Origin of the sequence: Petrimonas mucosa (assembly GCF_900095795.1) — a bacterium.
GTDB classification, from domain to species: domain Bacteria; phylum Bacteroidota; class Bacteroidia; order Bacteroidales; family Dysgonomonadaceae; genus Petrimonas; species Petrimonas mucosa.
Window position 1 is genome coordinate 2,717,911 of sequence record NZ_LT608328.1, and the last position, 20,242, is coordinate 2,738,152.

Here is a 20,242-nt window from a genome sequence, read left to right on the forward strand (position 1 = left end):
ATTACAAATGAAACGAATTTCAAGCATCATCACACTTATCACGGTTGTTTCACTTGCAATCCTTGTTTCGTGCAGTGATCACAAAGAAAAGGAAGCCGTCCGGGATACAATGTCTCCGCTACCGCCCGGTTCGGCAAGGCTGGAGGGCTTTTTCGAACAGTACATCCAGCACTCCATTAACCATTGGAACAAGGGCGATCTGCCTTACGACCAGTTTGTAGACTTCTTCAGAAACGGGCGACCCCAGTTCGCATTGGGCGAGATGTGGGGAAAAGCAGTTCGTTCCGGCAGCATGTTTTACCGGTATACCAACGACCCTGAGCTTCGTCAGATTCTGGAGACAACCGTCAACGACCTGCTTACCACCCGGAGGGAGAATGGCAGCATCAGCTGTGTCCCAATTGAAAATCAGCCCGAGGAGAGTGAGTTGTGGGAACGGAAGTATGTAATGTTGGGTCTGGAGGAGTATTACGAGTGGGTAAATCCCGATCCTCAAGTCCTTGACGCCCTGATCAGCCAGGCCGACAATATTATCTCCCTGATCGGCCCCTCACCGAAAACTGAAATCACGGACGTGGGATGGAGTGCCACCAATATCGGACATGAACCTTGCCACATTGAATCCAGTACCCTGCTGGAACCTTTCATGCGACTCTATAAATGGACCGGGGAGAAACGTTTTCTCGACTTCGCCGCTTACATCATAGAATCGGGAGGCACAAAAGAGTACAACCTTTTCCAGAATGCCCTGAACAACGTCAATCCCTGGGAAATGGCCGGTCACTACCCCAAAGCCTACGAAATGATGTCGCTCTTCGAAGGTTTGGCCGAATATTACAGGGTGGTGGGAAAACCGGAACACAAGGAGATGCTGATGAATATGTTCCGGAACATCGCATCCAAGGAGATCACCATCATCGGTAACGGGGGATCGGATCAGCCCTATCACCCTTACGTCTATGGTGAGGCATGGGGAAACACTGCACTGGAGCAGACCAATCCCGACATTACCCGCATGATGGAGACTTGCGTAGGGGTGACCTGGATGAAGTTTTGCAGCCAGTTGCTCCGCCTGACGGGCGATCCTGCCATCGCCGGCTACATTGAAAAGTATGCCTATAACGGACTGATTGGTGCGATGAAACCTACAGGCGATGGATTCAGTTACGTCAACCTGCTGAATGGCTCGAAGGTGACCGATGAGGGTTGGGGTTGGAAATTCGACTCGCTGCAGGTAACCTGTTGCAATCTCAACGGACCGATGGGACTGGCATATATTCCCTACGTGGCAGTAATGAATTCCGACAGTGGACCGGTTATCAATCTCTATAACAGGGGAGATTTTGTTTTTGAAACTCCCGGCAAGAGATCGGGCTCCATTGCCATCAACACCGACTATCCGGTTTCTGGCAAAATAGAGGTTAAGGTGGCGCTTGACAAGAGTGAAACATTTACAATCCGTTTACGGATTCCGGAATGGAGTCTCGCCACAACGCTCACCGTGAACAACGGGCCGGTTGAGGTGACCCCCGGCAGCTATACGGAAATAAGCCGCAAATGGGAATCGGGCGACTCTATCAGGTTGGAGTTGGATATGAGGTGCAGGGTGATTGACGCACCACGTGGAAGCAATCGCGCTGGCGACAATTTCCAGGCGGTGATCTACGGACCGGTAGTGTTGGCAAGGGATGAGCAGATCGACAGCAACTACGACAAACCGGTACGTCTGGCATCGGAGAACGGTTTCATCAATGCAGTCCAGGAGAAGCCTGCTGCCGGCAGAAGCAACCTGCAGTTCTCGGTACCCTTGGAAGATGGCGGATATATTACCATGACCGACTACGCCTCCGTGGATAACTGGAACAATGGCATGCATATCTGCACATGGCTTCCGATAAAGGAGGGTGAATCACATGGTAAATAGCGTTATGATGAAGAAGCGTTGGTTATTACCGCTACTTATCTCCTTACTGTTGCTCCCCTGCTGCAGTGAACAGGAGAAGGGAGGCCAGGAGGAAACAGGCCCAAAAGCCGTGAAGGTCTTCAAATTAAAGAACAGTGGATGGGACATATATGAGGGGGAGAATTATCGCTACGGCCCCTCCATCATCATCAACGACGATGGGTCGATCGACGCCTGGTTTGCCGCAGTGGGTGATTTTTACGGCAAGTGGCACGAGTTGTACAATAAAACCGGAAAAAATACGGCATATCCGGTCTCGGCATACGGTACCGTCGGCCAGAAATTTACAGCCGATGTTCCATTCTGGGGCGTAAAGGTAGTAAGCCCCAACTGGCACGGACAACCCTGTGGATTGACCCTGAAACTCTTTAAATGGGATGATCCGTCGATGAGTTACGCCGACGTGGTTGCACAACCTGCGATTGCCACGGAGAGGTATACAAACTATGCCGACGGAGAGAAACTGGGAATTACAAGATCGGAGAAGTTTCCGCCCGGAACCTATCTTTGGGAATTGTCAGAGAGCCTTACCGACCAATCGGGCGTATGGTTGCGTGAAGGAGAGGTCGCCGGTGTCACCAGCTACCGGAATGGTGCTCCTATAATCGAAAAGAGCCATTGGGAAGCCATGTGGTCGGAAGAGGAGACCAGCGGTGATATCTTTTGGGACCAGGCATCCTATCAGCGCTCCACCGACGGGGGCAAAAGCTGGACCCGGGAGGTAATCTCATTGCTCCCCACCGAATTCTCATCCGATCACTATTCAGTATGTGATCCGGGAGCAGCCTACTGGAACGGGTACTATTACATTGGATATACTTCGACTGAAAATATTGCCATGACGCAAAACAATGTCTATGTGGCACGGAGCAAAAGTCAGACCGGTCCCTGGGAGAAGTGGGACGGAGAGAAATGGGGAGTGAATCCCGAACCGGTAATACGATACGATGGCAATCCCGAAAAGTTCGGTGCCGGTGAACCCTCCATCGTGGTGGTAGACAACACCATATACTTTTACTACTCCTGGAACGATGTAGGGACCACAACCCGGGTGGCTACCGCACCTGCCGATGATCCCGACTGGCCCGGGAAGCTGAACGAGCGGGGGGTGGCCATCGACAAGAGCCATATTGCCGGAGCGGACCACGCAGATGTAAAATACTGCGAGGTTACTGGAAAATTCCAGGCGATTCATACTGCCGACAGGATGAGCGAAAAGGGTTACCTTGTGATCTGGGAGTCGGAAGACGGGTTGACCTTCAATAAGATCGGAGAGGTGAGAAAAAACCTGATGCCCGGCATTCACAACTGTGGATGGAGTGGTGATGGAAAAGGACACATCCGGAAAGGAACACCGCAATATCTCTCCTATGCCTATGGGATAGGCACATGGGGAAGGTGGAAGACAAGGTGGGTGGAGATTGAGTGGTAAAGACCTGGGGAATTACTTTCCCCAGGTAAAAATTACCATATCACCAGGCCCGACCATTTCAACCGCTGGGAATTCCCTCGCAGAAGCCATGGTTCCATCCTTCAACACCCGTTTCACCTTTTTTTCCGTCACGGCAGAAAGCGACATGGGCGATTAAAAATCGCGGTTAACCACCACCAGGTAGTGCCGTTCACCGTTTTTCAATAACGATACAACTGCGCCACCATCACCGGTATCCAGTCTTCTTATCTCCGCGGGTAACTGATCAATCGGCCGGGTCCCTTCAGGTATCTGACTGCCAGTGTGCCAAACCGATAGCAGTTCGGCTCCAAGAAATAGGTGAGAGAGCGAGTGTATCTCCCGGTTTACCTCCTGTATGCGGTCGTAAACAACCGTCCGGGAACCATCCAGGTTAATGGGAGAGTCATGAAAATCCCAGGGCGTGTCATCTCCCGGATGCCAGTATGTGAAGTATTGCAATGCCTGTGCGCCGTATGCCAGGTTACTGAACATCTGAAGCCGCAACTCCGCAACCGTTGGAATTGGATAGGGTTTATGGGCGATGGCAAGAGCAAAGGCCCAGAAAGGTTTCGAAGAGGTTCTGGAGGCTTCTGCAATGATCTCAAGATTTTTATACCAGCCCGGGCGCAGACTCCTCATCCCGTTCTCCTCCACCACCGGATAGTGATCAAACGAGATAAACTGGACCGGAACCTCAGCAAGAAACATCTCCACATGTTTTGCATATGGATCTTCACCGGGCGCCAACACCCCCTCCTTCCCTATCAATACCTCCTGTCCCGCATAATTGGGAAAGAGATTGATATAGCAGGGATGCCTGCTGTCTATCGCTTGAATCTTCCGCACCCACTCTCCCAGCATGGAGAAATCATCCGCGCCCGGTTCATCCCTCAGGTGATAGCCGGCCAAAGCGGGATGATTCATCAGCCGTTTGACGGCATTTTCGGTATCCATGCTCAATTCGGGACATGCTGGCATCAGTTTGACGCCGGTTTGCCGGGCAACCTCCAACGCCTTTTCCACCGCCTCGAGACTGGAATATACCGAAAAGTTGATGTTGATTCCCGACTCTTTCAACTCCTTGAACCGTTCAACGGTTGTCTTGCTTTCCGGAACCCCTATCCACGCCATTATCGGAAATTGGTCGCCACTATTCTCCGGCATTTCAGTTTTTTCACCGCTGCAACTGCATAGCATTGCAATAGCTGCTAATAAAAACAGATACTTTCTCATAAGTTTTTCAAATGTTTTAAATATATAAGTTCAAATTTCACTGATGGTCGACTGTTTCCGCAAATATCGACGCTGCCAACCGGTTACGGTGAGATGGCATAACATGGCTTAGACAGAGTCCGGGGCGCTAAGGTAATGAATTTGATCAATAGATCGCACTCATGCAAGCGTTATCGGTCATTTTTCTTACCTCATTTATCAATTCTATCAGTTATCATCTGGCCTGATATGTTACATTTGTAAAAACTTTACAGGAGAGTGCAATCTGTATAATGTTATAATCTTCGCCTGAAGTAGATGCTCGTCACATCTGATCTACCCGATTGACGCCGGCAAACATAAATTACTGATATACTGCGACAGCAATAATCTTAAAAAAAGAAGGTAATGAAAATAAAGATTCAAGACTTCAAAAACGCTTAATGTTACCAAACGGGTTGACAGGATCCTTAAATCACTTACAACATGCTGAATACAAATCATCTCCTCATCATCTACCTCTGCGCGACACTCTCTGTCGCCTGCACATCCGGCAAACCTGCCAATGGTACTGAAGATACCTTGCCGGATAAAGAGAGATCGATGCTCTACATCGAGAATGACCGGATAAAACTGGGAGTCGACCTTTCCCTGGGTGGAGCGGTCACCTACCTCTCCGACAAGGCAAATGGCGGGAAGAACATGATCAACAGTTATGACTGGGGCAGACAGATCCAGATGTCCTACTACAGCGGACCATGGCCATATATCGGTCCCAACGGGGAACGACCCGCACCTGAGTGGGAGGGGCTGGGATGGAACCCGATCCAGTCGGGCGACGCAGGTGGAAACCGTTCCAAGATTGTTGCTTACGAAAAACGGGGCAACAATGCAATCTTCGTGAGCAGCATCCCGATGCAGTGGCCACACAAGAGTGGCGTACCGGGTGAGTGCCGGTTTGAATGCCTCTATACCCTGACGGGCAACGTAATCACCATGGAGGCCACCCTGGTGAACCAGAGAGAGGACAAGAAACAGTATCGGGCCTGTCCGCAGGAGATGCCGGCAGTATATACCAACGGACCTTGGTACAAGCTGGTCACCTACCTGGGCGACAACCCCTTTGCCGATGAACCGGTTACCGTGATTGTCGACAAAAACAACAAGAGAGGATGGCCCTGGGTCAACTTCTATACACCTGAAAACTGGGCAGCCTTACTCGACGACAACGGTTACGGAATCGGGGTCTTTCAACCGGAGGTGGTCAGGTTCAACGGCGGATTCCACCCCAACGATTCGTTCAAGGGGCATGGTGGTGAAAAAGATGGCCAGACAGGACATATTGCGCCTATCGGGAAAGAGATCCTTGATCACAACATACGTCTGACCTATAAGACAACATTTATCCTCGGCACTCTCGACGATATCAGATCGTTTGTCCGGACCAACCGTACACGTCCCGACAATCCCGTATGGGATTTCAGCCAGTCGCGCAACCACTGGTACTATCAGGGGGAAATCAGCGATAACGGCTTCCCGGTGAAGGAGGGCTTGGAGGTGCAATTCGGGAAAGGGGGCTCACTCGTGGGCCCGGAGACCTTCTGGAAAGCAAGCAATGCAGCTTCTCTCGAGATCGAGGGCAGTTTTCTCACCACCAGCGGTACCCTGGATATCACCGTTGAACTGCAGCCGGTAGGCAAGTCGGATTTCACCGACTGGTTAAACTGGAGCGAGGGGGAATTCAGCATGGAAGATGAAAAACGGGAGAAGGCCGGACTATATCCCGAAAAACAGCCAATCGTAAAGCAGCAGCAGATCATCGCCGACGGGGTAAACCGGAGCTACCGGATCGGGCTGAACGACATATCGGATTATCTTGAATCGATGAAGGGCATTAAGATCGCTTTCTCCGAAAAGGGAAACGCAACAATTAGAAGTATCCGGTTGACCCGGTAATAATTAACAGAAAGCCAAAAAGAGATAGATTATGAAACGGGCATTACAACGCAATTTACTCACTCTTTTCCTGATTTTGGGAACAACTTTTACCATCGCGGCACAACAGGTAGACAGCGACCAGTGGTCGGCTACCGATGGACTTGGCAGAGGTGTCAGAACATACTCCGATGCCGGAGACAAACGGGAGAAGTTTGTCGCCATGTTCTATTGGACCTGGCACCAGGGAAAAGATGATACTACCACTACGGTAAAAAACATTACCGAGATTGTACGCAAGCACCCGGAAGCCATGAAGGACTATAATCATCCGGCATGGGGGAAAGCAAAACCGGGCTTCTTTTACTGGGAGCAGCCATTGCTAGGTTACTACAAGACAACCGACCCGTGGGTACTGAGAAAGCATGCTGAAATGTTGGCGGACGCCAAGGTTGATGTGGTCTTCTTCGACTGCACAAACGGAAGTCTCACCTGGATAGAGTCATATGAAGCGTTGATGAAAACCTGGGATCAGGCACAAAAAGAGGGTGTGAATGTACCGAAGATTGCATTTATGCTGCCTTTCGGCCCGGCTCCCCACTCGCTGGTATCACTGAGACAGCTCTACCGGGACGTATACAAACCGGGAAGATATCAGAACCTATGGTTTATCTGGAAAGGAAAACCGGGAATCATGGCCTACCCCGACAACCTCACCGATTCGGAGGAGGATAAGGAGATTGCCAATTTCTTCACCTTCAGACCTGGTCAGCCGGACTATGTGGATGGTCCCAAACGGAAAGACCATTGGGCATGGCTCGAGAACTATCCCCAGAAAGGATATGTGCCACAACCCGATGGCACGTTTGAACAGGTAGCCGTGGGAGTGGCACAGAATGCAGCTCCTGAAACCAACGGTCATTGCAGTGCTTTCAACCTGCCCGGCTCCCAGGGTAGGGACTTCTCCTTCAGGAACGGATTTGACCCAAGGGTCGACGGTTATCTCTACGGATGGAACTTTCAGGAACAGTGGGATCGTGCCTTTGAGATTGATCCCGAACTGGTGTTTGTTACCGGATGGAATGAATATATCGCCGGTCAGTGGCTCCCCAAAGATGGCTGGACAGGAGATCCCTTCTCATTTGTGGATCAGTTTGACTGGAAACGGAGCAGAGATATCGAACCCAACAAGGGATGGGGAGACAAGGGGGATTCCTATTACCTGCAACTGGTGGACAATGTAAGGAAATTCAAGGGGATGTCCCCACCTGCAAAAATCTCCGCCCCCAAGACCATCAAGATCGGAAAGCCCGGTCAGTGGGACGATGTGGCTCCATCCTACAACCACTACAAAGGCAACACCTTCCATCGCGATCACCCCGGCAGGAACAACACCTACTATACCAACAATACCGGTCGCAACGACATCGTCAAGGCTAAAGTGGCCAGGGATCAGGAATTTCTCTATTTCTACGTGGAGTGTGCCGAACCCCTTACCTCCAGAAAAGAGCGCAACTGGATGATGCTCTTTATCGATATCGACAGGGACAAATCTACCGGATGGAACGGTTACGACTACATCATCAACCGGCAGAGCCCGACCTCAAAGGAGGTGATCGTGGAAAAGAACGTCGGCAATCGATGGGAATGGGAAGAGGTGAAACGGGAGCGATATATTGTTGCCGGAAACCGGCTGGAGATCAAAGTAAATAGAGCAACCGTCGGAGTGAAGGGGAAAAGTCTCGACTTTGAATTCAAGTGGAACGACAACATGCAGGAGAATGGCAACATCATGGATTTCTACGTAAATGGTGATACTGCTCCTGGAGGAAGATTCAATTTTGTTTATTCGGAGAGCGCGAAATGAGACGAAGTTACCCAACCGCCCTTTTTCTCCTCCTGCTGACGCTAAGTGTAAGCTGCGGCAAGGAGAGTGGCAGATACTTGAGTTTCGACCGGCAGTCGGCCAATCACCTGGCCATTGACTCGCTCAATGGGAACCAGTTTGGCATTACCACCCTTGGAAACGACCCCTATGTCACGCTGAAGGAGCAGGATCTGTCGCCCGCCGACGGAAAAACGGTGCTCACCTTTGAATACATCAGCGAGAAAGGGGTAAACTTCATGGAGATATATTTTCTCACACGGGAGACAGGCTCCGTTGGATCGAATGTGGCAGGCATGCTGAAATGCCCTGGATTGATACCGGCCGGTGAGATGACCAGTTACTCGGTCGACCTGGGCGAGGCCGTTGCAAAGGCCAACTGGAACCCGGAGAAGGATCTGTTGCGGATCGATTTTGGAGATCAGCCCGATACCCGGGTCACTATCCGGAATATCCACTTCCGTAGACGCAACAGGGCTGAAGATGCCATCTTCAAGGAGTGGGAGGCTTTCAGGGTATCCGACAGGCAACAGAACAACCGGTTGGAGGGTTACCTTTCCACTACCTATCCCGCATCGATTACCCGGGTAGAGGTGTACGATTCCACGATCCTCATCCAGGGAAATGTTGATGCCGGCAAAGGCAGCAGGCTGCTCTGTGCAGTAAGGCCCTGGGAGAGTCCCCTCAACGCCGGAGAGCTTGATGGTACGGAAATAACCGGGAAATCCTTCACCGTGGAGAGACCCAGGTATGAGGAGATCGACGGATTCAACTATGATCACGCACTCTCCAGATGGATGATTGCCGGCAAAGAGGGGATCCTCTCATCGGCCCGTTATGCCGACAGCATCACCCCACGGGAGATGATGCCGAAAGGGGTCCTGAAGGGGAGAAAGGGCATCGGAGGATACCATATTTCAAGGGGACACAGCTCCGATCTTGTAGATATCCCGGTCACCAGTATCACGGTCAATGTCTGGCTCTCCCGTTTCCTCCATCTCGACAGGAAGGAGAACACCATCGAACACCGGTTCAATGGGAGGAGCTACTATTTCGATGCCAAGGTGGTGGATGGTTACGACAAGACACTTTTAGAGGCACTCAAACATGATATTGTAGTTGCCGCGATCATTCTGGTGAATTCGGCAGATCAATCTGCCGACCCGAAGGTAGGCGAACTGCTTCAGGATGAGAACTTCGGTGGAGAACATGCATTCTATACAATGCCCAACATGGGCTCTGCCGAAAGCGTACACTGTTATGCGGCCGCACTGGATTTTCTGGCCAGCCGCTACAGCAGGAAGGACAACAAGTTCGGACGTATCCACCACTGGATTATCCATAACGAAGTGGATGCCGGCAACGTATGGACCAATATGGGAGATGACAGGCCCCTGCAGGTCTTCCTGGATGCATACCACAGGTCGATGCGGCTCTGCTACAACATCGCGCGCAAATACGATGCCAACAGCGAGGTGCTGGCCTCCTTCACCCACTCCTGGTCTGAACCGGTACCGGTAGATGGTGACTATGCCACACTCGACCTGCTCAAGGGTTTGTTGAAATATTCGGCAGTAGAGGGTGACTTCCGGTGGGGCATTGCCTACCACCCCTACCCGGAAGACCTGAATGAGCCCAAAACATGGAACGACCGCTCGGCCACCTTTTCCATGAATAGTCCGATGATCACCTTCAAGAATCTTGAGGTGTTGGACAGATGGATCAAACAGCCGGAGAACCTCTACCTGGGCTCGCAGAAGAGAACGGTCTGGCTGTCGGAGAACGGCACCAACTCCCGCACCTATGGCGAACAGGACCTGAAGGAGCAGGCAGCCGGCTTCGCATATGCATGGAAGAAGATGAAGCATCTGGACGGGATTGATGCGTTTCAATGGCACAACTGGATGGATGGACGAGGTGAATTCGGCCTCCGGATCGGCCTTCGAAAATACCCCGACGATGAGAACGATCCAGCGGGCAAAAAGCCGGTATGGTACCTCTATCAGGCAGCCGACACTCCACAGGAAGATAAAGTTTTTGAACCCTACAAATCGGTTATAGGAGTCAGTGATTGGTCTGAAGTGTTGCATGAAGTAAAATAAGAAGATGAATATGCGATTGATATTTTTGACCTTAATTACCCTTTTTTCAACTGGCAGTCTCTTCGCAACCGACAGTAACACTCTCCCCATCGTGCCCAAACCGCAACAGGAGATGGTTACAGGCGAAGAGATCACGGTCGGCAGCCACTGGAAAATCTACATCGATCGGGAGGCGACGGGAAGTTCAACCTATATGACGGAGCTCCTGAAAGGGTGCGGCGTGGAGCCCTCCATTACTGAACAGCGGAACGAGGCTAACCTGATACTTGCTATCGACAAGAAGATCTCAAAAAATCGGGAGGCTTACCGCATATCGGTTTCCGCCAGGGGAGAGATCCAGGTATCTGCAACCACACGCAATGGACTGCTCCATGCCCTCCAGACCCTCCGGCAGCTGATCAACTGTCAGGCAAACGGGATTACTATTCCCGTTTGCCGCATCATCGACGAGCCGGCCTTCTCCTGGCGTGCATTCATGCTGGATGAGAGCCGGCACTTTCATGGAATGGAAATGGTGAAGAAGCTCCTGGATGAGATGAGCTACCTGAAACTGAACACTTTCCATTGGCACCTGGTAGATGATCCCGGATGGAGAATCGAGATCAGGAAATACCCGGAACTGACAACCATCGGATCGAAACGCGATTTCTCGCACCGGGAGTTGACACCGGCCCAGTGGGATGAACAGTTTCCCGGGAAAAAGATGTACTATACACAGGACGAGATCCGCGAGATCGTGCAATATGCAGATGAGCGGGGAATCCAGGTTGTTCCCGAGATCGAGGTACCCGGCCATGCATCCGCCTCCATCGCAGCCTACCCTTGGCTCGGGGCAAGCAGCAAGCGTCAGGGAAAGGGTGTTTGGGGAGATCTTTACAACGTCACTAACCCTGAAGTAGAGGCTTTTATCCACGACATCCTGGATGAGATGATCACACTGTTCCCCTCGAAGATCATCCATATCGGCGGCGACGAAGCCAATTATACCCATTGGGCGAATAATCCGGAGATCGTACAGTTCATGAAGGATCAAAAGATACCTACCTATGCCGACCTGCAGGTATGGTCGATTAACCGGCTCTCCAACTACCTGGCATCAAAAGGGGTCCGCACGATGGGATGGAACGAGATCACCGGAGACAACATCCGCGGTGAGGCACATCTCGAAGCGAGCCAATCCGAAAAACTGGCCAAAGGGACATTGGTTCATTTCTGGGACGGAGACATCGGACTGATAAACAAGGCCATCAACGAAGGATACAGTGTGGTGAACTCCAACCGACACTATACTTATCTCGACTACCCCTACGAGGTGACCCCGCTGGAGAAGGCCTACTCCTTCCATCCGGTACCGGACGGCATCGCAGGAGAGAAAGTGGGTGCAATTGTCGGACTCGGTTGCCAGATGTGGGGAGAGTACACCCCCAACCAGACCCGGATCTACTATCAGACGTTTCCACGTATTGCCGCCTATGCAGAATGCGGATGGACAAAGGCCGAAGATAAAAACTACGACGAGTTCCGCCACCGCATGAAAAAGACCGAACGCCGATGGCGGAAAATGGGTTACATCAACCAGCAACCGACCTACACCAGGCAGGACGACACCTTTACCTTGTGGCAGCTGCCATCACAGATCAACACCATCGGCAATTCGTACATCATACGTACCGATGATGGCAAGGTGATTGTAATCGATGGCGGAGTCAAGGAGGAAGAGGGATACCTGCGCGGTTTTATCGGAGCCTTGGGAAACATTGTCGATTGCTGGTTCGTCACCCATCCTCATCCCGACCATATCGGAGCCCTTACCCGCATATTGGAAAATCCCAAGGGAATAGGGGTGCGGCAAATCTGCCACTCCACATTTTCCGATTCACTGCTTAACGGTGAACCCAATTACAAGGGAGAGGCACTTAACTATTACGAAGCGGCAAAAAAATCGGGCGCTACCGTGACCGAAGCGACATTGGGCATGACCTTCGCATTCGGACAGACCACCCTCCGTATACTCGGCATCAAGAATGAAGAGCTGAAAAGTAACCCCTATAACAATTCGAGCATGGTCATCAAGGTCTGGGATCCGCTGAAATCGGTGCTCTTCCTCGGTGATCTGGGAAAAGAGTCGGGCGACAAGCTGCTCTATGGACCTTATCGCGATCAACTGGACTGCGATTATATTCAGATGTCGCACCACGGACAGAGTGGCGTATCGATGGATTTCTACCGTACGGTGAAGTTTCGCGCCTGTCTGTGGCCTACTCCCACCTGGGTATATGACAACGATGCCGGAAAAGGGTTCAACACCCATATCCTTACAACGATAGAGACACGCAATACCATTGAAGCTCTGAATATTTCGGAAAACTACCTCAGTTTTGAAGGAGTGACAAGGATCGATTAACAATTAAATAAAAAATAACATGAAACGCGTAGCTTTTAAAATGTATCTGAAACCGGGATTCAGCGAGGAGTATAGAAAGCGGCATGCCGAGATCTGGCCCGAGTTGAAAGCACTCTTATCGCAAAACGGAGTGGAAGATTATTCCATTTTCTGGGATAAGGAGACCAATGTATTGTTTGCAGTACAGAAGAACCATGGAGAACAATCCTCCCAGGAGATCGGCACCAACCCGATCGTGCAGAGATGGTGGGACTTCATGGCGGATATTATGGAGGTAAACGATGACAACTCTCCTGTCTCCATCGAACTGGAAGAGTTGTTTCACATGGATTGAAAAACCTGCACGCTGCCTGTCCGCGCCGATCCGGACAAACAAGACAGGGTAAGTGGCGGCAGGTTGGATACTTAAAAAAAATACCGATATGAAAGTGATAAAAAGAATTGTTTTGATCGCCATCTGTTCGCTCTTATGCGTACCGGCAATGGATGCGGCAGTAATTATACTGACCAGTGACCAGCAGTTATATGACCTGATGGATCCGGACAAGAAAATCGATATGTCACTGGGGTACAACAGCACCTTCATGAGCCTGCGCGAAGTTTGTGAATCAGCCAAACGGAGGGGCGACAAGGAACTGACCATAGCCTTTGATGAATTCTTCAGGCAGTACCGCCCGCAAGCAGGTACGGAGAGACGGCTCACACCCGACATGGACGAGTATGTCAAAATGATCAGGTTCATCAGCAACTTTGCCGGAAAGTACGACATGGGAATCTGTCTGAGCCTGCTCTCCCCCCTTGAACTGGGTCCGGCATACAAGAACCAGACAAACGAGTCGGGCCGGTGGCTGGGATATAAAGTGGGCCTGATGAATGCCAGTGACGGCTCATTTTCGGTAGATATGTGGCAACAGATGTACTGGACCAACAACAAAGGCAAGTTCCAGATCAAGCTGAAAGGTGTAAAAGCGTATGCATTCCGTGAAAAACCGTTGAAATCGTCCCATCTGATTGCGGTCGATCCCGATGATATTGTGAAAATCAATGATGTACATTATGAAGGTGGAGATACCATTGATGTGGATGGTGGTGAGTATGGACTCAAGAATTCGCCTACTGACATGATCTTCCCCATCAGGAGGCTGAGGGTATATGGCAACAAGGATGAAAAAATGGAGGGTTACACCCGGGTGATGGTACTGCTTGAGTATGAGACCCCCGAGATGGACTACTTCAGCGACAAGGCTCCGGTTTTCCTTCACCGCCTCATCGACAAATACAAGGAAAACAACGTCAACCTGACATCATTCTACTCCGACGAGATGCATATACAGCAGGACTGGGCCTACTTCTCCCACCACGAGGGTGGACAGTTCAACATCCGGTTTCTCACCAGCGGTTTTTCGCAGAAATATCAACAGAGATATAATCAGCCGTTCGATGACAAGTACATGCTCTATTTTGTCTACGGTGCCCCCTACTACCAGGCAACAGCAAGTGCTGTTCGGAACGTGCAATATGTAATGGGTGAAACCCCTGAGGCAATTCATCGCACCTTTCTTCTCAGGGACCGCTACTATAAGATGTTGAATCACGGGGTGGTAGATCTCTTCAAGGATGCCAGGAGTTACGCCGAGAAGATCTACGGCCACGAAATGCCGACCAGCGCTCATGCATCTTGGGCAGAGAGTCCCACCATCGACTACTGGGATACGGAGAAACTGCACGCCAATGCCTACAAGTATGAGTTTACCTCAAATTATGTATGGGGCAACACGGTTCACCAGGCCGCGGCTGCCTGCTACGACTATTTCAAGTGGGGTGAATACCTGCAACCTACCGGCAATGATTTTGCAGAGACCGGCTGGGGCGACCGGAACTACTACGGTGCGGCCATGGGCGCATCCATCGGTGTGGTTAACAGATACCCCAATGCATATGCCGCCGCCTGGGGATTTCCAAAAGAGGCACTTCACTGGAAAAACAGGCTGAACGAGGCATTCGGTGCACAACCTTCACATCCCATGCGGCTCATGACGGGGAACGTCCACCGCGACATCGAGGTATTGATCCTTTACCCCATGAGTCTGGTAGCTGTGGAAGAGCGGTTCGGAAGCTGGATGACACAATATGGCTACGCAAACTACCTGACAACGGACAAGTTCGTGGAGATGGGCAAGGTGCTGGAGGATGGCTCTGTACAGGTAGCTGAAAAGAGATACCGGACGGTGGTTGCCATGTTCGAACCCCTGCCCCATGCCAAACTGCTGGAGATGATGGGCCGGATGGCCGAAAAGGGCGGCAATGTGATCTGGTTCAGCACCCCACCCCTGATTGATAGCGATGGGAACGATTGCCGCAGCAGCTGGCAACAACTCTTCGGTGTAGAATACCGCTTCGATCAATATTTGGGCGAGATTGCATCAGGCAAGAAGATCGCGTTTCAAAACGCTTTTGTAGAGATCGGTGAGCAGACCATACTGACCGACTTTCTGGTCGACCGCATTTACCCCGTCACACCTCTGTCTGCCGACATTGAAGTGGTGGCAAAGGTGGAGGAGAAGATTGTGGGCACCAGAATGAAAAAGGGGAACGGATACGTTTACTATTGCGGTTTTCGTCCCCGCGATGATCAGTCGGCCAGCCTTGGATATGAATCGAGGACACTGTTTGAAATCCTCGATGCCGCAGGTGCTTATCCCTCCAGCGGCAATTTCCCGGTGAACGACAATCCAACCTACGTGTCGCGAACGACCGATTTTTTTGCAACAACATTTCCTAACGGTGCCACAGCCATTGTGAAACATTACCGCACACACCGTGAAAACTGGGAAGGCGGCTTCTCGCGGAACGAAGCAGCCGATGCAGCGGCACTTGCAGCCAATCCGATGCCCTCTGACCTGCTCGACATTCAGGATCTGAAGGTTAACGGCCACGAAATCACCTACAGGGGGAGATTGAACATCTCATTCCGGACCGACAGGAACAAACGGCTAATAGCCTTTATCGGGAATAACTGTACAGATCTTATGCTGAACCGGGTTCACTACCGGTTTGCCCAACAACCGGTCGATATCGACTATCTCCCGACAGGAGATAAGCCGAACCACTATATCCTCCGCATCACCGGAGAAGGAGAGATTTCCCTGCCTGCTCCGGACGGAGCAACCCGTGCAACGTTGAAAAACGGGAAACAGACAGTCAAGAACAGGATCGAGGCGGGCAACCTGATATTCCAAGTAGACAAATCCATGTCCGGCAGATGGCTCGAGCTTACCTACCGGCAGAAATAGGAAAAAATGATTATCCGCAATAGTTCCTATTGTAAATTCTTGACTTGAAATCAGGAGCATACGTTACAGCGGCTATCAACAGTCTTTCAAACTGGTTTTCCCCGAAGTAACGCCTGTTGAATTTATAACAGAACTGGTTGAGGTAATATTGCAAGTATTCTGGTTTTATCTTGTAATACACGCCCAGGAGCTGTCGTTTGGCATTGCTGATCGCGGTATGCACCCAGGGCAGCACCTTGGAAAGATCCTGGTGTGGAATAACAGATGCCGTATGTGAATGAACATGCTCTTTCAATTTAGTGTAAGATGTTGAGTCATCGGTGGTCAGATCCGCCGTGCTTTCAACGTGCTCTTTGACATTCCTTGTAATTGTACCGGACTTCAAGTCACTGATCACTTTCATTTTCAGGTATCTAACCTTCTTGGGTTTCTTACCCGGCTTGGGGTTTTCAACCGTTTTGCTTTCAGCCATTACCAGCACTTTGGTCTTTTTTTGGCTCCCGCGGCCGCGCTTCAACGGTTTGTCCCTCTCTTCAAGGGATATTTCGGTGGAAAAGAAGGCGTCGTCCAACTCGATGGCTCCCTCGAGGGTGTACTCATCATCGCGTTTGCCCATCACGTCACGCAGTTTATTGACCATTTCCCATATGGGCTGGTAACGCTTGTGCCCCAGCTGGCGCTGCAGCTCCGCCGCGGAAAAGGAGCCCTTGGTCGCCGTGAGCAGGTGCATGGCCACGAACCAGTAACGGTAAGGCAGGTTGGAGTGCTGCATGACGGTGCCTGAACGCAAGGTTTGGCGTGCGCGACAACGCTTGCATTCATAGGCCTGCTTGTTTTCCAGCCAATAATGTTCTTTACAATTACAATGACGACAGGTTACTCCCATTTGGTCTCTTTGTTCTTTGAATTTTTTCCGACAGGATTCCTCATCGGGGTAATTTATAGCAAAATCCAGGATATTCATAGTTTGAATCTTTATATCGTTAGCGATGTAAATATAATGAATATCAGTGAATTGTGCAAGTGTTTTTGAAACTTATTTATAACTTTTTCCCGTTAAATTCTTTAGGAATAACTGCGGATAATCATTTAGGAAAAATATGAAAAACGAAAACAGATCTTCAATTATCAGATTCAGCCATACGATACTTCTCCCTGTCGTATGCATGTTGCTCATGGTCGCATGTTTGCAGAATAACCGAAGTACATATGTCGATGAGCTGCAATGCAATAATATGAGTGATCCGGAAGGGATCGATACACCCCTACTGAGCTGGAAAATCAAATCGTCACGATCGGGAGTGATCCAGACGGCGTGGGAGGTTGAGATAGCCTCGACCAGGAAACTGCTCAAGGAGGGGGCGGCAGACATCTGGAAATCTGGCAAGCAGGTATCGGACATCCAGTTCGGCATTCAACCGGCCACCGGTTTTACCGAAGGTGGCACCTATTTCTGGAGAGTCAGGATCTGGGACAACGACGATCAAAATACCCCATGGAGCGAACCGGCCAGGTTCTCCATGGGGCTTCTTCATGAGGAGTCATGGAAAGCCAAATGGATCACCTTCCCCGATGCCGGAGCGCGTCCACTCCCCTACTTCAGGAAAACCTTTCTATCCGGAAAGGGAGAAGGGATCGAGAGAGCCTTGATCCATTTTTGCGGGCTGGGTGCAGGAGAACTCTACCTGAACGGACAGCCGGTAGATCCGACCCGGTTCCTCGATCCCGCGCAAACCAATTACGACCAGTACGCACTTTACAGCACCTTCGACGTTACCCATCTCGTCAGACCGGGTGAAAACAGCGTAGGGGTGATGCTGGGTGACGGCTGGTTTGCCCAGGATGAGGCATGGGGGGGCGCAAACTTCGCCTATGGTGATCCGATGCTTCGGCTGCAACTCGATATCTCCTACAGTGATGGGAGTCATATGCAGGTCTGCAGCGATGAAGAGTGGGAATGGGGTGAAGGGCCCATACGCAAAAGCAATATCTACCTGGGTGAGGTATATGACGCCAATTATGAGATTGATGGCTGGAACATGGCGGGCTCAGCCTCCGATAGGTGGCACAAAGCTCAACTGGCCACCACAAATACTCCGCCCCGTCTGGTTCCCCAGCAGATGCCCCCGATCAGGAAGCGGGAGACCATTACAGCAAAAAAGATATGGCAGGATTCACTGGGTAACTGGATCTACGACTTTGGAGTAAATGTGGCGGGAATTCCGTTGCTGAGAGTAAACGAGCCCAAAGGTACGACAGTGACCATCCGTTATGCCGAAGGGATCGATCAGTCGAACGGCCTCGACTTCCAGTCAACGGGATGGATACATCATGGTGCCATCTTCAAGGATCAATATATCTGTAAGGGAGAGGGGACCGAAGAGTGGTCGCCACGCTTCACCTACCACGGATATCGCTACGCCGAGCTGTCGGGAGTGACTGGAAAGCCCGATTCCGGGACGTTGAAGCTGATTGTGGTACACTCCGATCTACTCAACACGGGAGAGTTCGAATGTGCCGACGAACAGATCAACAAACTGCACGAACTGGCCATCCGTACCGTAAAGAGTAACCTGCACGGCATACCGACCGACTGCCCCATCCGCGAAAAGTGCGGATGGCTGGGCGACGTACATGCCTACGTAAAGATGGCAAACGTCAATTTCCAGATGGAGAACTTCTGGCACAAATATCTCGAGGATATCCGTTCCGGTGCGGCCAGGGAAGAAGAGAACACCCTCTTTCACGAACGGTACAACAATACATTTTATTTCACCCGCAAGCCAGCCGGCATACCCTACATGATCGCTCCGGGAAAGCGGTTGTGTGGCGTTGCATCGCCCGATTGGGGAACAGTGCAGGTTCAACTTCCCTGGTGGCTCTATGTCTATTACGGCAAGGAGCAATATCTAGCTGAATACTACCCCCAGATGAGGCAGTGGGCACTCTATGTCAATTCACTGGCCAAGAGCAACGAGAGGAAGAAGGGATACAACATGGAGACCCAATCGATTGTCTACCAGGGTTTGGGGGACTGGTGCCCCCCAAAGTATGCCGTTGAGAAGAGAACCCCGGTAGAGTTCACCTCAACTGCTTTTCACTATCTCGATGTCAAGATCATGTCGGAAGTTGCCCGCATCCTTGGAATTGAGGAAGATGCTGCGCTGTTTACAAAGATGAAGGAGGAGATTGCCGAGGAGCTGGTCCGCACCATGTACGATCCGGTGAACAAGACATTCGGCACCCAGACGGCAGATGCCATGGCGCTCGATCTTGGATTTGTCCCCGATGGGGATGAAGTTGAAGTAAGCAACTCAATTGTCAAGAATATGAACACCTTCAGCGAAGGGTTCATGAACTGTGGCATTTTCGGGTTAAGCAGAGTCGGAAGCATGCTTGCACGGCACGGAAATGCCGAAGCTGCATGGCTGCTCTATACCAAAAAGGGTGAGAACAGCTTTGAATGGATGTGGAAAGCAGCAGATGCCACCTCCCTTTGGGAAGGTTTGCCCGTCAACGAGATGAGCAGGAAAAACGCACTGAGTGCCTCCTACAACCATCCGATGCAGGCAGGTTACGATATCACATTCTTTGAGGATATTGCCGGTATCGCTCCCGATCCATCCGGTTTCGGATTCAAGGTTATCCGTTTTGAACCGCTCTTCTGCGACTACCTTCCCTGGGCCAAGGGCCGGATAGAGACGCCCTACGGCACGGTATCGAGCAACTGGACAAGAAGTGGTGAATCCCTGAAGTGGGAGATCTCCATCCCGCCCAACTCTTCCGGACTGGTAGTATTGCCCTATGGAGGAAAATGGAACGTGAATGGCAAGGAGATCGGATCCTGTTCATTCCTGATGCTGGAAAAGCAGGAAGAGAAGGCACACTATATCTTTCCGTCAGGGAACTACCGGCTCACCCTCAACGATCAGGATGGTCTGGTCGGTTGAGAGAGTTATCGTTGAAATATGGAAATATTTGAAAACAACTAAACA

The 20,242-nt window shown here is 51.0% G+C and carries 11 protein-coding genes; 9 read left to right on the forward strand and 2 right to left on the reverse strand.

All coding sequences use genetic code 11. From position 1 onward, the window contains the following. Positions 1-7 precede the first annotated feature (7 nt). Both ING2E5A_RS10845 and ING2E5A_RS10850 read left to right on the forward strand, forming a co-directional pair. Positions 8-1,924 (forward strand): glycoside hydrolase family 127 protein, encoded by a 1,917-nt coding sequence (locus tag ING2E5A_RS10845; RefSeq protein WP_071137408.1) that lies wholly within the window; start codon positions 8-10, stop codon positions 1,922-1,924. Next, positions 1,914-3,395 (forward strand): glycoside hydrolase family protein, encoded by a 1,482-nt coding sequence (locus tag ING2E5A_RS10850; RefSeq protein ID WP_071137409.1) that lies wholly within the window; start codon positions 1,914-1,916, stop codon positions 3,393-3,395. Before ING2E5A_RS10845 ends, ING2E5A_RS10850 begins: the two co-directional genes overlap by 11 nt. Before the next feature lie 153 nt (positions 3,396-3,548). Here the strand turns inward: ING2E5A_RS10850 and ING2E5A_RS10855 are convergent, their stop codons facing one another. Continuing rightward, the gene (locus ING2E5A_RS10855) at positions 3,549-4,649 is read right to left on the reverse strand and encodes a hypothetical protein (RefSeq protein WP_154670082.1); all 1,101 of its coding nucleotides are present in this window, start codon (positions 4,647-4,649) and stop codon (positions 3,549-3,551) included. Between the two features lie 465 nt (positions 4,650-5,114). Between ING2E5A_RS10855 and ING2E5A_RS10860 the strand changes: the two genes are divergently transcribed. The 6 genes from ING2E5A_RS10860 to ING2E5A_RS10885 all read left to right on the forward strand — a co-directional run bounded on the left by ING2E5A_RS10860 (position 5,115) and on the right by ING2E5A_RS10885 (position 16,247). Then, complete coding sequence (locus ING2E5A_RS10860) at positions 5,115-6,584, forward strand: hypothetical protein (protein ID WP_071137410.1); 1,470 nt, start codon at positions 5,115-5,117, stop codon at positions 6,582-6,584. A gap of 31 nt (positions 6,585-6,615) precedes the next feature. After that, entirely contained in the window at positions 6,616-8,430 is a 1,815-nt protein-coding gene (locus ING2E5A_RS10865; RefSeq protein WP_071137411.1) for a hypothetical protein, read from the forward strand. After that, positions 8,427-10,550, forward strand: coding sequence for a DUF5722 domain-containing protein (locus ING2E5A_RS10870; RefSeq protein ID WP_083373317.1), 2,124 nt, complete (start codon positions 8,427-8,429; stop codon positions 10,548-10,550). The genes ING2E5A_RS10865 and ING2E5A_RS10870 overlap by 4 nt, the downstream gene beginning before the upstream one ends. A 10-nt stretch (positions 10,551-10,560) precedes the next feature. Then, a complete protein-coding gene (locus tag ING2E5A_RS10875) occupies positions 10,561-12,954 on the forward strand; it encodes a family 20 glycosylhydrolase (RefSeq protein WP_161942011.1) in 2,394 nt (797 codons plus the stop codon). Between the two features lie 19 nt (positions 12,955-12,973). Next, on the forward strand, positions 12,974-13,288 hold the full coding sequence (gene rhaM / locus ING2E5A_RS10880; RefSeq protein ID WP_071137413.1) for an L-rhamnose mutarotase: 315 nt from the start codon (positions 12,974-12,976) through the stop codon (positions 13,286-13,288). Positions 13,289-13,376: 88 nt separating this feature from the next. Further along, positions 13,377-16,247 carry a hypothetical protein gene (locus tag ING2E5A_RS10885; RefSeq protein WP_071138331.1) on the forward strand — a complete coding sequence of 957 codons (2,871 nt, stop codon included), beginning with the start codon at positions 13,377-13,379 and terminating at the stop codon, positions 16,245-16,247. A 10-nt stretch (positions 16,248-16,257) separates the two neighbouring features. Here the strand turns inward: ING2E5A_RS10885 and ING2E5A_RS10890 are convergent, their stop codons facing one another. Continuing rightward, the gene (locus ING2E5A_RS10890; protein WP_071136336.1) at positions 16,258-17,211 is read right to left on the reverse strand and encodes an IS1595 family transposase; all 954 of its coding nucleotides are present in this window, start codon (positions 17,209-17,211) and stop codon (positions 16,258-16,260) included. A gap of 136 nt (positions 17,212-17,347) precedes the next feature. On the opposite strand from ING2E5A_RS10890, the gene ING2E5A_RS10895 reads away from it, so the two are divergent. After that, positions 17,348-20,197, forward strand: coding sequence for an alpha-L-rhamnosidase (locus ING2E5A_RS10895; protein WP_083373318.1), 2,850 nt, complete (start codon positions 17,348-17,350; stop codon positions 20,195-20,197). The last annotated feature ends 45 nt before the right edge of the window (positions 20,198-20,242 follow it).